This is a genomic window from Pseudomonas sp. R4-34-07 (assembly GCF_003852375.1).
Lineage (GTDB): Bacteria > Pseudomonadota > Gammaproteobacteria > Pseudomonadales > Pseudomonadaceae > Aquipseudomonas.
Map to the genome: position 1 here is coordinate 452,180 of NZ_CP027760.1, position 17,135 is coordinate 469,314.

The 17,135-nt window shown below is 60.8% G+C and carries 16 protein-coding genes; 10 read left to right on the top strand and 6 right to left on the bottom strand.

What is annotated here, in order from left to right; translation table 11 throughout:
* Positions 1 to 13: 13 nt before the first annotated feature.
* The 3 genes from ligB to C4J85_RS01920 all read right to left on the bottom strand — a co-directional run bounded on the left by ligB (position 14) and on the right by C4J85_RS01920 (position 4,151).
* Positions 14 to 1,675 carry an NAD-dependent DNA ligase LigB gene (gene ligB / locus C4J85_RS01910; RefSeq protein WP_124408866.1) on the bottom strand — a complete coding sequence of 554 codons (1,662 nt, stop codon included), beginning with the start codon at positions 1,673 to 1,675 and terminating at the stop codon, positions 14 to 16.
* 270 nt (positions 1,676 to 1,945) lie between these two features.
* Complete coding sequence (gene metK, locus C4J85_RS01915; RefSeq protein WP_124365518.1) at positions 1,946 to 3,136, bottom strand: methionine adenosyltransferase; 1,191 nt, start codon at positions 3,134 to 3,136, stop codon at positions 1,946 to 1,948.
* A 19-nt stretch (positions 3,137 to 3,155) separates the two neighbouring features.
* Positions 3,156 to 4,151 carry a metalloregulator ArsR/SmtB family transcription factor gene (locus C4J85_RS01920; protein ID WP_124408867.1) on the bottom strand — a complete coding sequence of 332 codons (996 nt, stop codon included), beginning with the start codon at positions 4,149 to 4,151 and terminating at the stop codon, positions 3,156 to 3,158.
* 259 nt (positions 4,152 to 4,410) lie between these two features.
* On the opposite strand from C4J85_RS01920, the gene tkt reads away from it, so the two are divergent.
* From tkt to fba, 6 genes are all read left to right on the top strand, one after another.
* Entirely contained in the window at positions 4,411 to 6,408 is a 1,998-nt protein-coding gene (tkt, locus tag C4J85_RS01925) for a transketolase (RefSeq protein ID WP_124360904.1), read from the top strand.
* Positions 6,409 to 6,577: 169 nt separating this feature from the next.
* Positions 6,578 to 7,633 (top strand): erythrose-4-phosphate dehydrogenase, encoded by a 1,056-nt coding sequence (gene epd, locus C4J85_RS01930; RefSeq protein WP_124408868.1) that lies wholly within the window; start codon positions 6,578 to 6,580, stop codon positions 7,631 to 7,633.
* A gap of 17 nt (positions 7,634 to 7,650) precedes the next feature.
* A complete protein-coding gene (locus C4J85_RS01935) occupies positions 7,651 to 8,814 on the top strand; it encodes a phosphoglycerate kinase (RefSeq protein ID WP_057014011.1) in 1,164 nt (387 codons plus the stop codon).
* A gap of 31 nt (positions 8,815 to 8,845) precedes the next feature.
* The gene (locus C4J85_RS01940; RefSeq protein ID WP_124365520.1) at positions 8,846 to 9,073 is read left to right on the top strand and encodes a hypothetical protein; all 228 of its coding nucleotides are present in this window, start codon (positions 8,846 to 8,848) and stop codon (positions 9,071 to 9,073) included.
* Positions 9,074 to 9,133: 60 nt separating this feature from the next.
* Complete coding sequence (locus C4J85_RS01945; RefSeq protein WP_124369296.1) at positions 9,134 to 9,466, top strand: MliC family protein; 333 nt, start codon at positions 9,134 to 9,136, stop codon at positions 9,464 to 9,466.
* Positions 9,467 to 9,739: 273 nt separating this feature from the next.
* Positions 9,740 to 10,804: a class II fructose-bisphosphate aldolase gene (gene fba / locus C4J85_RS01950; RefSeq protein WP_003177554.1), complete on the top strand. Its 1,065-nt coding sequence runs from the start codon at positions 9,740 to 9,742 to the stop codon at positions 10,802 to 10,804.
* 59 nt (positions 10,805 to 10,863) lie between these two features.
* On the opposite strand, the gene C4J85_RS01955 is transcribed toward fba, so the two are convergent.
* Positions 10,864 to 11,157 (bottom strand): fructose-bisphosphate aldolase, encoded by a 294-nt coding sequence (locus C4J85_RS01955; protein WP_124408869.1) that lies wholly within the window; start codon positions 11,155 to 11,157, stop codon positions 10,864 to 10,866.
* A 486-nt stretch (positions 11,158 to 11,643) separates the two neighbouring features.
* Positions 11,644 to 12,309 carry a polysaccharide lyase family 7 protein gene (locus C4J85_RS01965; RefSeq protein WP_124408871.1) on the bottom strand — a complete coding sequence of 222 codons (666 nt, stop codon included), beginning with the start codon at positions 12,307 to 12,309 and terminating at the stop codon, positions 11,644 to 11,646.
* Between the two features lie 310 nt (positions 12,310 to 12,619).
* Here C4J85_RS01965 and C4J85_RS01970 point away from each other — a divergent pair, with 310 nt between their 5' ends.
* Genes C4J85_RS01970 through C4J85_RS01980 form a run of 3 tightly spaced genes read left to right on the top strand, consistent with a single transcriptional unit; the run spans position 12,620 to position 15,582 of the window.
* Positions 12,620 to 14,725: a bifunctional diguanylate cyclase/phosphodiesterase gene (locus tag C4J85_RS01970; protein ID WP_124408872.1), complete on the top strand. Its 2,106-nt coding sequence runs from the start codon at positions 12,620 to 12,622 to the stop codon at positions 14,723 to 14,725.
* Positions 14,726 to 14,767: 42 nt separating this feature from the next.
* Positions 14,768 to 15,268: a M48 family metallopeptidase gene (locus tag C4J85_RS01975; protein WP_065937088.1), complete on the top strand. Its 501-nt coding sequence runs from the start codon at positions 14,768 to 14,770 to the stop codon at positions 15,266 to 15,268.
* 17 nt (positions 15,269 to 15,285) lie between these two features.
* Positions 15,286 to 15,582, top strand: a complete 297-nt coding sequence (locus C4J85_RS01980; RefSeq protein ID WP_124408873.1) for a helix-turn-helix domain-containing protein — start codon at positions 15,286 to 15,288, stop codon at positions 15,580 to 15,582.
* 104 nt (positions 15,583 to 15,686) lie between these two features.
* Here the strand turns inward: C4J85_RS01980 and C4J85_RS01985 are convergent, their stop codons facing one another.
* Complete coding sequence (locus C4J85_RS01985; protein ID WP_124408874.1) at positions 15,687 to 16,139, bottom strand: GNAT family N-acetyltransferase; 453 nt, start codon at positions 16,137 to 16,139, stop codon at positions 15,687 to 15,689.
* 199 nt (positions 16,140 to 16,338) lie between these two features.
* Between C4J85_RS01985 and C4J85_RS01990 the strand changes: the two genes are divergently transcribed.
* A complete protein-coding gene (locus C4J85_RS01990) occupies positions 16,339 to 17,076 on the top strand; it encodes an ABC transporter substrate-binding protein (protein WP_124365528.1) in 738 nt (245 codons plus the stop codon).
* Positions 17,077 to 17,135 lie beyond the last annotated feature (59 nt).

Here is a 17,135-nt window from a genome sequence, read left to right on the forward strand (position 1 = left end):
GGTCGGGCCGGACTCAGAAACCGTCTATGCCGGCTTCACGTAATGTTTCAGCCAATGCCTGGACCTGCGGGTCGCGGAAAAAGGCGCTCAGTTGCGCTGCGCGGCCCGGGCCGATGCCGTCCGAGGCCAGCCAGGCTTGGGTGTCTTTGGCGACCAGGGTATGCCAGTCGCCCTCCAGGTTGTTGCGCGCCGCAGGCGGTACGCCCAGGGCTTTGAGCCACTGTGCAAACGGGCGTTGCCGGGCGCTGTGAATACTGTCGAGCACCCGCGCGCGGGTGCGTTCGCCGAAGCCATCAATGTTAGCAAGCTCTGCCGCATCCAGGGTCAACCAATCGAGAAAGCCTGCGATTAGACCGGCCTGGATCAATACGTTCCAGGTTTCCCGCCCCATATGTGGCAAGGCCAGGCCCTGGTTGCTGCTCAGCCAGGTGAGGCGCGAGAGCAGTTGCTCCTCGCAGCCGGGGTCCAGCTGCCAGCAGCTCAAGGCGTGAAAGTCTCGAGTATCGGGTACTGGCACTTCCACTCGGGTGTTGTTGCGCAGGATCACCTCGTCGAGCCGGGGAATGACCTGGCCGGCAAGGCTGATGGATACCTGATCGCCGGGCCGGATGTCGAGGGCCTGCCAGTTTCTCAACGAACCCGCGCTGACTCGGCTGATTTGCCGGTCATCCAGTCGCACCGGTTCCAGTTCGAGAATCGGTGTGATACGTCCGGTACGCCCGATCCTGAACTGTACTTTGCGTACCAGTGCCAGCGCTTTGGTCGCAGGGTACTTCCAGGCCACCGCCCAGTAAGGTGCGCTGGCTTGCCAACGTTTGGCGGGTGCGCGCGCAGCCTGGTGCAACACCACCCCGTCGCTGGCGAACGGCAACGGATGGCTGTACCAATGGGTACGCCAGCGCGTGGCATCGCTGATGCTGTCGATGGACTGGCTATACCGCTGGCTGTCGGTGAACCCCCACCGTGCCAGCGTGGCCAGGCGCTCGGTGAAGCTCGCCGGGCCTTCGGGCCAGGCCCAGACGAACAACCCGATCCCGCCCGCCTCGCTGTCACTCAATTGGCGTCGGTTCATCAAGCCGGCCACTTTGCTACGCGCGTTGAGCCCGCCGTTTGCCGACTGTACGTGGCCGTCGAGGCGCCAGTACAGCTCGCCTTGCAGTACAGCGTCGACGGGCTCCGGCAGTTGCTGGACGATACCCGGCATCTTGCGCGCGGAGGCTGTCCAATCGTGACCGAGCAGGCCATCGCCGCGGCTGATGAGTTGGTGCAATTGGCCTTTGCGATACACCAGGGTGACGGCCACTCCGTCGACCTTGGGTTGAATCCAAACGTCCTGGCGGGTGCTGAGCCATTCACCCACATCGGACGCGTCCAGCAGTTTGTCCAGGCCGGTGTGCGCGATCGGATGGCGCAAGGTGCCACGTGAGCTGGCCAGGGGATTGTCAGCCTTGAGGGCGGGTTGGCGCGCACATTTGCGCCAATCTGCCAGGCGTTGGCGGGCTTGGTCGTAAAGTTCATCGCTGATGGGGGACTGCCCTTGTCGGTGATAAACGTCATCCCATTCGCTGACCTGCCTGGACAACGTGTCGATTTGCGCTCGGGCATCCTCGGGACAGTCTTCGGCCCAGGCCCAGCACGGTAGAAAGCCAATCAGGAGAACCATTGACGCGCGCATCGGGAGCATCCTTGCTCGAAAAGGGCGTTCAGCCTAAGTGATCCGCACGGCCACAAAAAAGCCCCGACCGAGCGGGGCTTTTTACCGGGTGTTTCTGCCTGCTTGAACCAGCCGTCCAACGCCTCCGGCGCGTCGTGGTTATCAGCCTCGGCCGCCCGATTTTGCTGGCCGCGTCGACTTCGGCCTCGGTTTCAACGATTTTGTTGCAATCTTTGAAAATCAAAAAGCCCCGCCGGGCGAACCTGGCGGGGCTTTGTCAGCCGCGAACGATTACAGACCGGCAGCGGTACGCAGGTCGTTGGCGCGGTCAGTTTTTTCCCAGGTGAAGGTGGTGAAGGTGTCGTCGCCGACCGTCTTCTGCGCAGGGGTACGACCGAAGTGGCCGTAGGCTGCGGTTTCCTGGTACATCGGATGCAGCAGGTCGAGCATGGTGGTGATCGCGTAAGGGCGCAGGTCGAAGATCTCGCGCACCAGCTTGACGATCTTGTCATCGCTGATCTTGCCGGTACCGAAGGTATTCAGCGAGATCGAAGTAGGCTGGGCCACACCAATGGCGTAGGACACCTGAATCTCGCAACGTTCAGCCAAGCCGGCGGCGACGATGTTCTTGGCCACGTAACGACCGGCGTAGGCAGCGGAACGGTCGACCTTGGATGGATCCTTGCCGGAGAACGCGCCACCGCCGTGACGGGCCATGCCGCCGTAGCTGTCGACGATGATCTTGCGACCGGTCAGGCCGCAGTCGCCCACCGGGCCGCCGATGATGAACTGGCCGGTCGGGTTGATGTGGAATTGGGTGTCCTTGCTCAGCAGCTCGGCAGGCAGTACGTGCTTGACGATCAGCTCCATCACGCCTTCGCGCAGGTCTTTGTAGGAGACATCCGGGTTGTGCTGGGTGGACAGTACGACGGCGTCGATACCCACCACTTTGCCGCCTTCGTAGCGGCAGGTGACCTGGGACTTGGCGTCCGGGCGCAGCCACGGCAGCAGGCCGGATTTACGTGCTTCGGCCTGGCGCTGTACCAACTGGTGAGAGAAGGTGATCGGCGCGGGCATCAGCACCTCGGTTTCGTTGCTGGCGTAGCCGAACATCAGGCCCTGGTCGCCAGCGCCTTGATCTTCAGGCTTGGCGCGGTCGACGCCCTGGTTGATGTCAGGGGACTGCTTGCCGATGATGTTCATCACGCCGCAGGTCGCGCCGTCAAAGCCGACGTCGGAGCTGTTGTAGCCGATGTCGGTGATCACGTCGCGCACGATCTGTTCCAGGTCGACCCAGGCCGTGGTGGTGACTTCGCCGGCGATGATCGCCACGCCCGTTTTCACCAGAGTCTCGCACGCCACACGGGCGAACTTGTCTTCAGCAATGATGGCGTCCAGCACCGCGTCAGAAATCTGGTCGGCGATTTTGTCCGGATGCCCTTCAGACACGGACTCGGAGGTGAAAAGGGAGTATTCGCTCATCTCGATGTTTTCCTGATATTTACCGATGGTGAGTGTCGCCAGTCGGTCGCTGAAAATGGCGGACCTGAATCTGGAAACCATTACGTAAACCTACATAGAGGCTTTCCCCGGGAACGAGTCCCGCAGCGGTGGCCCAACGGGCCAGATCGTCCTGTTCAAAACCCAACCAGAGATCACCGCAGGCCTCCCTGGCCCAATTCTGGTTGTGGCTGCATAAATCCGTTACCAGCAGGCTGCCGCCGGGGTGCAGCAACCCGGCCATTTGCTTGATCGCGTCGGCGGGGGCGGCAAAGTGGTGCAAGACCATGTTCAGCACCACGCAATCGGCCCGCAGGCGGGTGTCGCTCAGGGCGTCGGCCAGTTGCAGGCGGACGTTGCCCAACGCCTCGCGTTCACACAGCTGGCGCGCCAGTTCAAGCATCGCCGGGCTGTTGTCCAGTGCCGTCACTTGGCCAAAGCGCCGCGCCAGGTCCGGCAGGAAACCGCCGTCGCCAGGGCCGACTTCCAGGGCCGTGGCCTCATTGCTGAAGCTCAGCTTGTCCAGCAGCGCCAGTACGCTTTCGCGGTACTGGGGCAAGCCGGCGATCAGGTCTTGCTGTGCACGAAATTTCTCGGCAACCCGTGCGAAAAAATCCTGGCTGGCAGCGGCGCGTTGCCCATGAACCTGACTGACGCGCGACTGTACGTCGCTCGGCAGGTCCAGGCTGTCCACTTCGTCAAGCAGGGCGGCGTGCAGTTTGCCGCCGAGCAACTCGGTGTGGGGCAGGGCGCGACGGTAAAAAATTGCATTGCCTTCGCGGCGGGTCGCCACCAGGTCGGCCTGGGCCAGTACCTTCAGATGATGGCTCATGCCGGACTGGCCGATGGCGAAGATCTGCGCCAGCTCCAATACGCCGAAGGAATCGTTGGCCAGTGCGCGCAATACGTTCAAGCGCAACGGATCACCTGCAGCCTTGCAAAGGGCAGCCAGTTCATCGCCGTCGTCAGGACGCAGGGAGGGCACGGGTAGGTTCATAAGGCCAGCAGTCTAGTGACGGGTGGTAATCGCCGCAAGGCCAATATCAAAAAGTTTTGATATTGATCGATAAGTGGCAGTTATAAGCGGGCGCTATAACCTTTGGACGAACCGGCATCCGGGTTCTGCAAGGGATTGGCGGGCAAACCGCAGGAAAAACCGCTTCAAGTGACTATCTGTCATTGCCCGCAGGCGGTGGCTGAGGGAAAATGCCGGTCCTTTTTTCCGTTTCTTTGTTCAAGCCCCCAGGAGATCAGCGATGCCCAGCCGTCGTGAGCGTGCCAACGCCATTCGTGCCCTCAGCATGGATGCCGTGCAAAAAGCCAACAGCGGCCATCCCGGTGCCCCGATGGGCATGGCGGATATCGCCGAAGTACTTTGGCGTGACTACCTGAAGCACAACCCGAGCAACCCGTCGTTCGCCGACCGTGACCGTTTCGTACTGTCCAACGGCCACGGCTCGATGCTGATCTATTCGCTGCTGCACCTGAGCGGCTACGACGTCACCATCGATGACCTCAAGAGCTTCCGCCAGTTGCACAGCCGCACCCCGGGCCACCCGGAATTCGGCTACACCCCAGGCGTCGAGACCACCACCGGTCCCCTGGGCCAGGGCCTCGCTAACGCGGTTGGCTTCGCGCTGGCTGAAAAAGTCTTGGGCGCGCAGTTCAATCGCCCGGGCCACGATATCGTCGATCATCACACCTACGTATTTTTGGGTGATGGTTGCATGATGGAAGGCATTTCCCACGAAGTCGCTTCCCTGGCCGGCACCTTGGGCCTGGGCAAGCTGATTGCCTTCTACGATGACAATGGCATTTCCATCGACGGCGAAGTCGAAGGCTGGTTCACCGATGACACCCCCAAGCGTTTCGAAGCCTACAACTGGCAGGTGATCCGCAACGTCGACGGCCACGATCCGGAAGAAATCAAGATCGCCATCGACACCGCTCGCAAGAGCGCGCAGCCGACCCTGATCTGCTGCAAGACCACCATCGGCTTCGGCTCGCCGAACAAGCAAGGCAAGGAAGACTGCCACGGCGCTCCGCTGGGTGACGCGGAAATCGCCCTGACCCGCGAAGCGCTGAAGTGGAACCACGGCCCGTTCGAGATCCCGGCCGACATCTACGCCGAGTGGGACGCCAAGGAAAAAGGCCTGGCCACCGAAGCCGAGTGGGACCAGCGCTTCGCTGCCTACTCCGCCGAATTCCCTGAGCTTGCCAATGAGCTGGTACGCCGCCTGGCCGGTGACCTGCCGGCCGATTTCTCGGAAAAAGCCTCGGCCTACATCGCCGAAGTCGCGGCCAAGGGCGAGACCATTGCCAGCCGTAAAGCCAGCCAGAACACCCTGAACGCCTTTGGCCCGCTGCTGCCTGAGTTCCTCGGCGGTTCGGCCGACCTGGCCGGTTCCAACCTGACGTTGTGGAAAGGCTGCAAAGGCGTGTCGGCCGAAGACGCCAGCGGCAACTACATGTACTACGGCGTGCGCGAGTTCGGCATGAGCGCCATCATGAACGGCGTGTCGCTGCACGGCGGCCTGGTGCCTTACGGCGCGACCTTCCTGATGTTCATGGAGTACGCCCGCAACGCGGTACGCATGGCCGCGCTGATGAAGAAGCGCGTGATCCATGTGTACACCCACGACTCCATCGGCCTGGGCGAAGACGGCCCGACGCACCAGCCGGTCGAGCAATTGACCAGCTTGCGCACCACGCCGAACCTGGATTGCTGGCGCCCTGCCGACGCGGTGGAATCCGCCGTGGCCTGGAAGCACGCCATCGAGCGCAAGGACGGCCCTTCGGCGCTGATCTTCTCGCGCCAGAACCTGCAGCACCAGGTGCGTACCGACGCGCAGATCGCCGACATCAGCCGTGGTGGCTATGTGCTCAAGGACTGCATCGGTGAGCCGGAACTGATCCTGATCTCCACCGGTTCCGAAGTGGGCCTGACCGTTCAGGCGTACGACAAGCTGACCGCCCAGGGCCGCAACGTGCGCGTGGTGTCCATGCCCTGCACCAGCGTGTTCGAAGCCCAGGACGCCGGCTACAAGCAATCGGTATTGCCGTTGCAGGTCAGCGCGCGTATCGCCATTGAGGCGGCTCACGCCGACTACTGGTACAAGTACGTAGGCCTGGAAGGCCGCGTGATCGGCATGACCACCTACGGTGAGTCGGCACCGGCACCTGCCTTGTTCGAAGAGTTCGGTTTCACCCTGGAAAACATCCTGGGCCAGGCTGAAGAGTTGTTGGAAGACTAAGGCGCTAACGCGGTGGCCCACTGACCACCGCCTCTACTGTAGGAGCGAGCTTGCTCGCGAAGATCGTTAACGATAACGCAGCGTTTCTGGTTTAACGCGGCGCTCTCAAGTTCTTCGCGAGCAAGCTCGCTCCTACAGTGGTTTGTGTCGCCCCTACTGCGAGAACCCCATGCCCCAACCGCGTCCCTACAAAGTTGCACTCAACGGCTACGGCCGCATTGGTCGTTGCGTCTTGCGTGCTCTGTTCGAGCGAGGGGCGGCGGCAGGGTTTGAAATTGTTGCGATCAACGACTTGGCCGACATGGCCAGCATCGAATACCTGACACGTTTCGACTCCACCCATGGCCGCTTCCCTGGCGAAGTGCGGGTCGAGGACGATTGTCTGCATATCAATGGCGACTGCGTAAAAGTACTGCGCAGTGCCACCCCCGAGGGCATCGACTGGGCGGCGCTGGGCGTCGACCTGGTGTTGGAGTGCTCCGGTGCCTACCACACCCGTGCCGACGGCCAGCGTTTTCTTGATGCCGGCGCTCCGCGCGTGCTGTTTTCCCAGCCGATGGCCAGCGAGGCGGATGTCGACGCCACCGTCGTCTACGGCATCAACCAGGATTGCCTGACCGGCGCCGAGCTGCTGGTGTCCAACGCCTCGTGCACCACCAACTGCAGCGTGCCGTTGTTGCGCCTGCTGGATCAGGCGATCGGCCTGGACTACGTGTCGATCACCACGATCCACTCGGCCATGAACGACCAACCGGTGATCGACGCCTATCACCACGAGGACCTGCGCCGCACGCGCTCGGCGTTCCAGTCAGTGATTCCGGTGTCCACCGGCCTGGCGCGTGGCATCGAGCGATTGCTGCCGGAACTTGCCGGGCGAATCCAGGCCAAAGCGGTACGGGTGCCGACGGTGAACGTGTCCTGTCTGGACATCACCATGCAAACCGTGAGCGATACCGATGCGGCGCAGGTCAACCGGATATTGCGCGACGCCGCCACCAGCGGCCCGCTCAAAGGCTTGCTGGCCTACACCGAGTTGCCCCACGCCAGCTGCGATTTCAACCATGACCCGCATTCGGCGATTGTCGATGCCAGCCAGACCCGCGTTTCCGGCCCGAGGCTGGTGAACATCCTGGCCTGGTTCGACAACGAATGGGGCTTTGCCAACCGAATGCTCGATGTTGCAGAACACTATCTGCAAGTGGCTTCCAAACAACCTCAACAGTAATTCAGGAACTGCGACCCATGACCGTGTTGAAGATGACCGACCTCGATCTGCAAGGTAAGCGCGTACTGATTCGCGAAGACCTCAACGTCCCAGTCAAGGACGGTGTTGTCACCAGCGATGCGCGAATCCTGGCCTCGCTGCCGACCATCAAGCTGGCCCTGGAAAAAGGCGCGGCCGTGATGGTCTGCTCCCATCTGGGTCGCCCGACCGAAGGTGAGTTCTCCGCTGAAAACAGCCTCAAACCTGTGGCCGAATACCTGAGCAAGGCCCTGGGCCGCGACGTACCGTTGGTGGCTGACTACCTGGGCGGCGTTGACGTCAAGCCTGGCGACATCGTGCTGTTCGAAAACGTGCGCTTCAACAAGGGCGAGAAAAAGAACAGCGACGAGCTGGCCCAGCAATACGCGGCGCTGTGCGACGTATTCGTGATGGACGCCTTTGGCACCGCCCACCGCGCCGAAGGCTCGACCCACGGCGTGGCGAAGTTTGCCAAGGTCGCCGCTGCCGGCCCGCTGCTGGCCGCTGAGCTGGATGCGCTGGGCAAGGCCCTGGGCGCTCCGGCGCAACCGATGGCCGCCATCGTGGCCGGTTCCAAAGTCTCCACCAAGCTGGACGTACTCAACAGCCTCAGCCAGATCTGCAATCAGCTGATCGTCGGCGGCGGCATTGCCAACACCTTCCTGGCCGCAGCCGGCCACCCGGTGGGCAAGTCGCTGTACGAGCCGGACCTGCTCGACACCGCCCGCGCCATCGCCGCCAAGGTCAGCGTACCGCTGCCGGTGGACGTGGTGGTCGCCAAGGAATTCGCCGAAAGCGCCGAAGCCACCGTCAAGCTCATCGCTGACGTGGCCGACGACGACATGATCCTGGATATCGGTCCGCAAACCGCAGCCAACTTCGCTGAGCTGTTGAAAGCCTCCCAGACCATCCTGTGGAACGGCCCGGTCGGCGTATTCGAATTCGACCAATTCGGCAATGGCACCAAGGTGTTGGCCAAAGCCATCGCTGAAAGCTCGGCATTCTCCATCGCGGGGGGTGGCGACACCCTGGCGGCCATCGATAAATATGGCGTTGCTGATCAGATCTCCTACATTTCTACCGGCGGCGGTGCGTTCCTCGAGTTCGTCGAGGGCAAAGTACTGCCGGCCGTTGAAGTGCTGGAAACCCGAGCCAAAGGTTAAGGCGCGCGTGATCAGGAAAAAGGAGCGTCCCATGATCAAGTCGTTGGCACTGGTGATAGCAGTGGGCCTGTTGGCCGGCTGCAGCAGCACGCCAAGCGCGGCGCCGGAAGCTGAAAAGCCGGGGCCGGTGCAGAAGAAAAGCTGCTACCAGGCCGACTGGCAAGCCGAGACCATGCCGGTGATCAACAAGCGCATGGGCAATGACAGGCTGGAGAAATACGACTCCGCGCCCAACGGTCAGGAACAGGGTTGCCCTTGACGGGTCTGATCCACTAACCCACAGCAATGGCGGCCTTGTGTCGCCCTGCGAGGATTGGCAATGAAAGGCGCTATCGCCCTGGCAACCCTGGCCTTGTTGGCCGGTTGCAGCAGCATGAACATGTTCGACAAGGCTGGGCCGGAAGGTAAATGGACGACGTGGACCTGCGACAGCAAGGCCGAGGTCAATTGGCGCTTCGCCAACCCGGCCCGCACTGAGGTGGATGTACGCCTCGGCGGTTCCGACCAGGTTTATCGCCTCAAGCAGGACGTGGCGGCTTCGGGCGTGCTGTACAGCAATGATCAGCTGGCGTTTCACACCAAGGGTGAGGAAGGCCTGATTTACTGGACGGCCACGGATGATTTGATTGGACGGGGCTGCAAGGCCCAATAAGGTCTCGAATGTGACGAGATCCAAATGTGGGAGGGGGCTTGCCCCCGATTACGGTAGGTCCGCCAGCACACAGGTGTCTGGCAAACCGCTATCGGGAGCAAGCCCCCTCCCACATTAAATCCGGTTCCAAAGTGACATAGGTTGTGAGCCGGACACTGCAATAACGATTCAGCAGCACAAGGCTCAACCCCTTGATCTGCAATAACTTGAATAGCAGCCGCCGCTACGGCAGGCTTGCACGATTAACGACCCTCGACCGGGAGAGACAACACAATGGCACTTATCAGCATGCGTCAAATGCTGGACCACGCAGCCGAGTTCGGCTACGGCGTCCCAGCCTTTAACGTCAACAACCTTGAGCAGATGCGCGCCATCATGGAAGCCGCTGACAAGACCGACTCCCCCGTGATCGTCCAGGCTTCGGCCGGTGCCCGCAAATACGCCGGTGCGCCGTTCCTGCGCCACCTGATCCTCGCGGCCATCGAAGAATTCCCGCACATCCCGGTGTGCATGCACCAGGACCACGGCACCAGCCCTGACGTGTGCCAGCGCTCGATCCAGCTGGGCTTCAGCTCGGTGATGATGGACGGCTCTCTCGGCGAAGACGGCAAGACCCCGACCGATTACGAATACAACGTACGCGTTACCCAACAAACCGTGGCCATGGCTCACGCCTGCGGCGTATCGGTTGAAGGCGAGTTGGGCTGCCTGGGTTCCCTGGAAACCGGCATGGCCGGCGAAGAAGACGGCATCGGCGCCGAAGGCGTGCTGGATCACAGCCAGATGCTGACCGACCCGGAAGAAGCCGCCGACTTCGTCAAGAAGACCCAGGTAGATGCCCTGGCCATCGCCATCGGCACCAGCCACGGCGCCTACAAGTTCACCAAGCCACCGACCGGCGACGTGCTGGCCATCGACCGCATCAAGGAAATCCACAAACGCATCCCCAACACCCACCTGGTGATGCACGGTTCTTCCTCGGTACCGCAAGAGTGGCTGGCGATCATCAACCAGTACGGCGGCGACATCAAAGAAACTTACGGCGTACCGGTTGAAGAAATCGTCGAAGGCATCAAGTACGGCGTGCGCAAGGTCAACATCGACACCGACCTGCGTCTGGCCTCCACGGGCGCGATGCGTCGCCTGATGGCGACCAACCCGAGCGAGTTCGACCCGCGTAAATTCTTCGGCGCCACCGTGACCGCCATGCGTGATGTTTGTATTGCACGTTATGAAGCGTTTGGTACTGCCGGTAATGCTTCGAAGATCAAGCCGATCTCGTTGGAAGCGATGTACCAGCGGTATTTGAAAGGTGAGTTGAACGCCAAGGTCAATTAAGCCTCAGCGTTTAAAAGGAAGCCCGCAGTGATGCGGGCTTTTTTGTGTTTGGAATTTGATCAGGCAGCGCTGGGAGTATCGAAGCCACGGTGTTCGATAACGCGGAACACGTCACTCACGTCCTGTACCAAAATACGCGCAGTGTTAGCCACGTTGTTCAGGTCGCGCTCGGCGAAGTCCGGCAGGCTGGAGCAGGCCATCAGGTTGAGGTGTTCCAATGCGACGTTGAGGCGTTCGCGCAGGCAGGCGTGGAGGTCGAGCAGTGGGGCGTCGCTGTCGATCAAGAGCACGGGCGAATCGGTCGCGGACTCAGTGCAGGGATAAAAACGGCGGGGCGGAAGTTGGTTGTTCATGGCAAATCCTTAACTCGAAAGAAGAATAACCACCGTTTGCTGCGAAACAAATTGGGTGGCAGCTGTACGCGGGTTCGCAGACCGAGGAGTTAAGACCCGGCAGACCCGAAGGTCTCCCACGCACAGCCGCCATAACAAAGACGACCGTCGGCCGGGAGCCTGGGCTGTTTTTGACGGGTGCGGAATTAACTCTGTAGGGCTGCGAAACCCTGCCACCGATCAATGCCAGCGACGAGGCGAACTATAAGCGGCGATCTGTCTGGCCGCAACGGTGCTGTAGGACGAACACCGGCCTCTCAGGCCAAGCAGGGCGAATGTGGGAGGGGGCTTGCCCCCGATGCCGGTGCGTCAGTCACTGCATGTGCAAGCTGATACGCCGCCATCGGGAGCAAGCCCCCTCCCACAGGGGATTCAAGTGTCTGCACTTATTGGGGAATGACCCTCGCGCTCATCGGACATGGCCTACGCGCATTGAGGCCAGTCCACCTATTCATGATCAATATCCAACTTCGCAAACGTCACCTTTGCCCCTTCCTTGCTGTCCCCACTGTTGTCCTGCACATACACCCCCGCCTTGAAGTACAGCGGCTTGTCGGCCCAGGCCGCGCCGATGCGTTCATTCCACTCACTGTCGGCCGCGTACACGCTGAGCAGCCCGGCTTTGTTGAGGTTGATCACATAGGTGAAGGTCTTTTCCAGTGGCACATTGGAGGCAACGATGATTACCCGGCTTTCAGATTCGTCCGGGCGCATGCGCACTTTGGCGACGATGTTGCCGGTCTGGGTTTTTTCCTTGAACTGGTACTCCAGCTTGATCAGCGGTTTCTGACTGTCGTAGGCGTGGATCTGGCCGATCACGACCTTGCCGGTGGACGGTACCTGGTTGACGGTGAGCGTGGCGCGCAGGAAGTTATCGGCTTCGGGGTAGGTCCAGTTGCGCAAGCGCCCGTCGGAGTAGGTCTCGCGCAGTTCGCTGCGCGGGTAGATGGCGTTTTCCGTGCGGGTGCCGGTGACAGGGGTCCAGAACTGCACATCGCTGCCTTCGGCCTGGAAGTACTGGTCATTGAAGCCGTTGAGCAGCTTCGGGGTTTCGATGGTCGTGGGCGGGGAGCCGACCGGAATGCTCAGGTTCCAGGTGGAAAGGTCGATCATGGTGTTGGCCTTTTACGAGGGGTGAAAGCTTTAGCCCAAGGGCTGCACAGGTTCTTTATAGGTGGTGTTAACCAAGTTGTTAACACTGACTGGCAATTTATTGGCGTCAGCAGAATGCCAAAAAGCCATGTTGCCCATGGTACGCGGGCTACAGAGCCTTACCGTTAGTCGGCTGCCTCGGCTTTGGCGCAATGATGGCATCGACGTTACTTCTGCTTTTTTATAACCGGGGCTAGAGTGAGGCCTCATTATTTGTCCGGTTTAAAGTACCCGAAGTGACCGGTGCAGTTCCTTAAGGAAGAGACGTAGCATGGATTGCGCTCCAAACCTCGGCGACGGCAGTTCAGTTCTCTTGGTGGTCGATGACTACCCGGAAAATCTCGTCAGCATGCGTGCAGTGTTGCAGCGCGAAGACTGGCGAATCATTACCGCCGCTTCCGGTCTGGAGGCCCTGGAATTGCTACTGGTCCACGACGTCGATCTGGTATTGCTGGATGTGCGAATGCCCGGTATGGATGGCTTCGAGGTGGCACGCCTGATGCGGGGCAGCCAGCGTACGAGCATGACGCCGATCATCTTTCTCACCGCCGATGCACAGTCGCCCGACGCGGTGCTCAAAGGCTATGCCAGCGGTGCGATCGACTACCTGTTCAAGCCCTTCGACCCGCATATCCTCAAGCCCAAGGTGCAGGCGCTGTTGGAGCATCAGCATAATCGCCGCGCCCTGCAGCGGTTGAGCCATGACCTGGAAGCCGCCCGCGCCTTCAATGCCTCGGTGTTGGACAACGCGGCCGAAGGCATTCTGGTGGTGGGCGAGGGCAGCGTGATTGAGTATGCCAACCCTGCGATCTCCAGGCTGCTCAACGCCACGATGGCGGAGTTGCAAGGCGAGAGTTTCTTGAGCTTCCTGCAAAAACCCCATGTGCCCGCCTGGTTGGGGTTCCCGATGTATGAGGCCTATCGCAAAGGCGAAACGTGGCGCTTGCACGATGCCATCTTGCGCACCAGCCGTGGTCAACAGGTGCCGGTGGCGTTGTCCTGCGCGCCCTTGCCCGCAGAGCAGAAGGCGATGGTGGTGACGGTGCTGGACATGTCCGAGGTGCGTCACTTGCACCAGCAACTGGAGTTCCAGGCGGTGACCGACCCGTTGACCGGGCTGCTGAATCGTCGCGGCTTCTACCAGACAGTGGGCAACATGTTGTCGCGCAGCGAGCGCAATGAGCAGTCGCTGGTGTTGCTGTACCTGGATCTGGATGGCTTCAAACGAGTCAACGATACCTTGGGCCACGACGCCGGTGATCGCGTGCTGCGCTGGGTTTCCGAGCAGATGCAGGCGTGCCTGCGCTCCTACGACATTCTGGGACGCATGGGCGGGGATGAATTCACTGCCTTGCTGGAGCTGGAGTTCCCGGAGCAGGCGGCGAAGATTGCGGAAAAACTGATCGAACGGGTGTCGGTGTGCCAGCAGGTCGACGGTCTGGAGGTGATGCTTGGGGTCAGCATCGGTATTGCGACGTTTCCCGACTGTGGCTCGGACCTGAGCGGTTTGTTGCGCGCGGCGGACATCGCCATGTACGAAGCCAAGCGCGCCGGCCGTCAGCAGTATCGCTATTACGACCAAGAAATGAACGGCCGAGCCCGCTCACGCCTGATGCTGGAAGACAGTGTGCGCACCGCGATTCAAAACAAGGAATTCACCTTGGTATACCAGCCTCAGGTGTCGCTGGAGGACGGGCGCTTGCGCGGTGTCGAGGCGTTGCTGCGCTGGCAGCACCCGAGCGTCGGCGATGTGTCGCCGGGTCTGTTTTTGCCGTTGCTGGAAGAGGCGCGCTTGATCAGCCAGTTGAGCACTTGGATTTACCAGCAAGTCGCCGCCCAACGCCAGGCCTGGCAAGCGGCGTTCGATGAAGAGCTGGTGCTGAGCGTGAGCCTGAGCAGCAGCCAGTTCAATATGCCCAACCTGGCCAGTCAACTGCGCCAGGTCCTCGAAAGGCACGGGTTACAGGGGCGGCAGTTGGAAGTGGAAATCAGTGAAGACTGCCTGATGAGTAACCTTGAGGAATCGACCAAGCAGCTCAAACTGTTGCGTGGGCTTGGGGTGCGTATCGCCCTGGATGACTTTGGCTCAGGGCGGTGTTCCCTGGCGCATTTGCGCGACCTGGCGTTCGACACCCTCAAGCTGGACCCGCAATTGGTGGCTCGCCTGCCAGGCTCGGCACGGGATGCAGCGATGGCGCGCAGCATCATCGAGCTGTGCGGGCATTTTGATGTGCTGGTGATCGCCGAGGGCGTGGAAACCCTTGAGCAGTCGCAGTGGCTCAAGGCCCATGGCTGCTCGTTCATCCAGGGCACCTGGGCGGCGGCGCCGCTGATGGCCGAGGACGTTGTCGGTTGGTCGCACCCTCACGCGCTTTGAATTCGCTACACTGGCGCCCGTCCGAACCACGTTGCAGACCCCATGACCGCGTTGAAATACCTCCAGGCCTATCCCGCTGCCCTTCAGGAGCAAGTTCGCCAGCTGATCGCCAAGGACCAGTTGGGCGCCTATCTGGAGCAGCGTTATCCCGAGCGGCACGCCGTGCAGAGCGACAAGGCCCTGTACAGCTACGCCCTGGCCTTGAAGCAGGAACACCTGCGCAATGCGCCGTCGATCGACAAGGTGCTGTTTGATAACCGCCTGGACCTGACCCACCGCGCCCTGGGATTGCACACCACGATTTCCCGGGTGCAGGGTGGCAATCTCAAGTCCAAGAAAGAGATCCGCATCGCCTCGCTGTTCAAGGAAGCGGCTCCCGAGTTCCTGCGCATGATCGTGGTGCACGAGCTGGCGCACTTCAAGGAATCGGACCACAACAAGGCGTTCTACAAACTCTGTGAACACATGATGCCCGGCTACCACCAGGTGGAATTCGACCTGCGGGTGTACCTTACCTGGCGCGATCTGCAGGGCAAGCCCTAATCACAAGGCGATTGACCATGGATGTGAGCAAGACCAAGAGCAGCTTCTACCGCCGCCTGTATGTGGCGTATTTGATCGACAGCGGGCTGGCCAGCAGCGTCCCTGCATTGACCGAAGCGACTGGCATGCCCCGGCGCACGGCGCAGGATACGATTGCGGCGTTGGCCGATCTGGATATTGTGTGCGAGTTCGAGCAGGAGGATGGCGCCCGTAACCATGCCGGGCGTTATCGGATTCGGAACTGGGGTGCGATTGATCGCGGATGGATCGAGGCTAATCTGGTGTCGATCAAGCGGGTATTGGGTTATCCCTGAAGGCTTGCAGTGCCTGGCCTGACGCTATCGGGGGCAAGCCCCCGCCCACATTTGAATGTATTCACAAATCAAATGTGGGAGGGAGCTTGCCCCCGATGAGGCCATCAGACTCGCCGCATCCCGATATGTGGAATGTCGTCTTCCAGGTATTCCTCTCCCGCCACCACAAACCCGTACCGTCCGTAATACCCCTGCAAGTGCGCCTGGGCTGACAGAAAAATCGGTGTCTCGGGCCAGATATCCCGGATCTGATTAAGGGCCTCTTCCATCATCAAATGTCCCAGCCCGGTGCCGCGTGCCGATGGCGAGACGATCACTCGACCGATCACCACATCGCCGCCCTGGGTCTCTGGGTCCAGCAGCCGCAGGTAGGCCACCAGTTCATTGTCGTTCCAGGCCATCAAGTGGTGGGTATCGCCTGACAGGTCCTGCCCGTCAATGTCCTGGTAAACGCATTTCTGTTCAACGACGAACACCTCGCCGCGCAGGCGCAGGATGGCGTAAAGCTGTTCTTTGCCCAGATCGTCGTGATGTTTGCAGACCCAATCAACCGTCATGATGTGCGCTCTTGTCAAAGGCTTGGCAGGGATAGTAAGCGCGACCGGCGCTGCTGTCTAAAACCGGCTATTTTGTGAATAGCGTCAATTTGCCATCATTCAGTGCATGCACGGCCGACTTCTTTGTGTAATAAGCAATGCACGCTCATTGATGAGCTACTGTTATCAGGCCATCGCCTGCCCGCCAAGGACTTTAAGCATGCCGCGATTGTCTCGTGCCGTTGCTTTGATTGCAGTGTTGCTGCTGGCTCAACCGGTGGTGGCGCAGCGTCTGCGCCTGGTGGCGGATGGCTGGCCACCGTTTACCGATGTCACCTTGGTCAACGGCGGGCTGGCCACGGATATCGTCAGCACCGCGCTGGCTCGGGCGGGGTACGCCAGTGATTTTGAGCAGGTGCCTTGGGCGCGCGCGCTGAAGGGTGTAGGCGATGGGCGCTACGACGTGCTGATCAACGCGTGGTACGACGATGCCCGCACGCAGCTGGGGCAGTTTTCCGAGCAATATCTGGTCAACCGTGTGCGTTTTATCAAGCGTCGCGACGACGCTATTGATTATCAGAGCCTGGAACAGTTGCACGACGAAAGCATCGCCGTGGTGCGAGGCTATGCCTATTCGGCGGCATTCGACCAGGATGCGCTGTTACAGAAAGTCCCTGTGCATAACTTTGCCATGGCCGTGCGCATGCTGGCGGCGGGCCGTGTGCGGCTGACGCTGGAAGACGAGTACGTGGCGCGTTACTACCTGGCGCGGGAGTCGCCGAGGGTGCGCAATGCCGTGGAGTTCCTGGGCAAGCCGCTGAGCGAGAACAGCCTGCATATTCTGGTCAGCCTGAAGAACCCTGAGCATGCGCAGATCGTGGCCGGCTTTGATCGGGAGATTGCCAGGATGAAGGCGGATGGCAGTTATGCCAGGTTGATGAAGGCGCATGGGATGTAGTGCCTGTGAGGGCCTCATCGGGGGCAAGCCCCCTCCCACATTTGACTGCATTCCACTTT

Coding starts and splice junctions, on each gene's coding strand:
- C4J85_RS01990 (WP_124365528.1), top strand. CDS start 16,339: ATGCCGCGATTGTCTCGTGCCGTTGCTTTGATTGCAGTGTTGCTGCTG.
- C4J85_RS01970 (WP_124408872.1), top strand. CDS start 12,620: ATGGATTGCGCTCCAAACCTCGGCGACGGCAGTTCAGTTCTCTTGGTG.
- C4J85_RS01965 (WP_124408871.1), bottom strand. CDS start 12,309: ATGATCGACCTTTCCACCTGGAACCTGAGCATTCCGGTCGGCTCCCCG.
- C4J85_RS01935 (WP_057014011.1), top strand. CDS start 7,651: ATGACCGTGTTGAAGATGACCGACCTCGATCTGCAAGGTAAGCGCGTA.
- metK (WP_124365518.1), bottom strand. CDS start 3,136: ATGAGCGAATACTCCCTTTTCACCTCCGAGTCCGTGTCTGAAGGGCAT.
- C4J85_RS01985 (WP_124408874.1), bottom strand. CDS start 16,139: ATGACGGTTGATTGGGTCTGCAAACATCACGACGATCTGGGCAAAGAA.
- ligB (WP_124408866.1), bottom strand. CDS start 1,675: ATGCGCGCGTCAATGGTTCTCCTGATTGGCTTTCTACCGTGCTGGGCC.
- epd (WP_124408868.1), top strand. CDS start 6,578: ATGCCCCAACCGCGTCCCTACAAAGTTGCACTCAACGGCTACGGCCGC.
- fba (WP_003177554.1), top strand. CDS start 9,740: ATGGCACTTATCAGCATGCGTCAAATGCTGGACCACGCAGCCGAGTTC.
- tkt (WP_124360904.1), top strand. CDS start 4,411: ATGCCCAGCCGTCGTGAGCGTGCCAACGCCATTCGTGCCCTCAGCATG.
- C4J85_RS01920 (WP_124408867.1), bottom strand. CDS start 4,151: ATGAACCTACCCGTGCCCTCCCTGCGTCCTGACGACGGCGATGAACTG.
- C4J85_RS01940 (WP_124365520.1), top strand. CDS start 8,846: ATGATCAAGTCGTTGGCACTGGTGATAGCAGTGGGCCTGTTGGCCGGC.
- C4J85_RS01975 (WP_065937088.1), top strand. CDS start 14,768: ATGACCGCGTTGAAATACCTCCAGGCCTATCCCGCTGCCCTTCAGGAG.
- C4J85_RS01955 (WP_124408869.1), bottom strand. CDS start 11,157: ATGAACAACCAACTTCCGCCCCGCCGTTTTTATCCCTGCACTGAGTCC.
- C4J85_RS01945 (WP_124369296.1), top strand. CDS start 9,134: ATGAAAGGCGCTATCGCCCTGGCAACCCTGGCCTTGTTGGCCGGTTGC.
- C4J85_RS01980 (WP_124408873.1), top strand. CDS start 15,286: ATGGATGTGAGCAAGACCAAGAGCAGCTTCTACCGCCGCCTGTATGTG.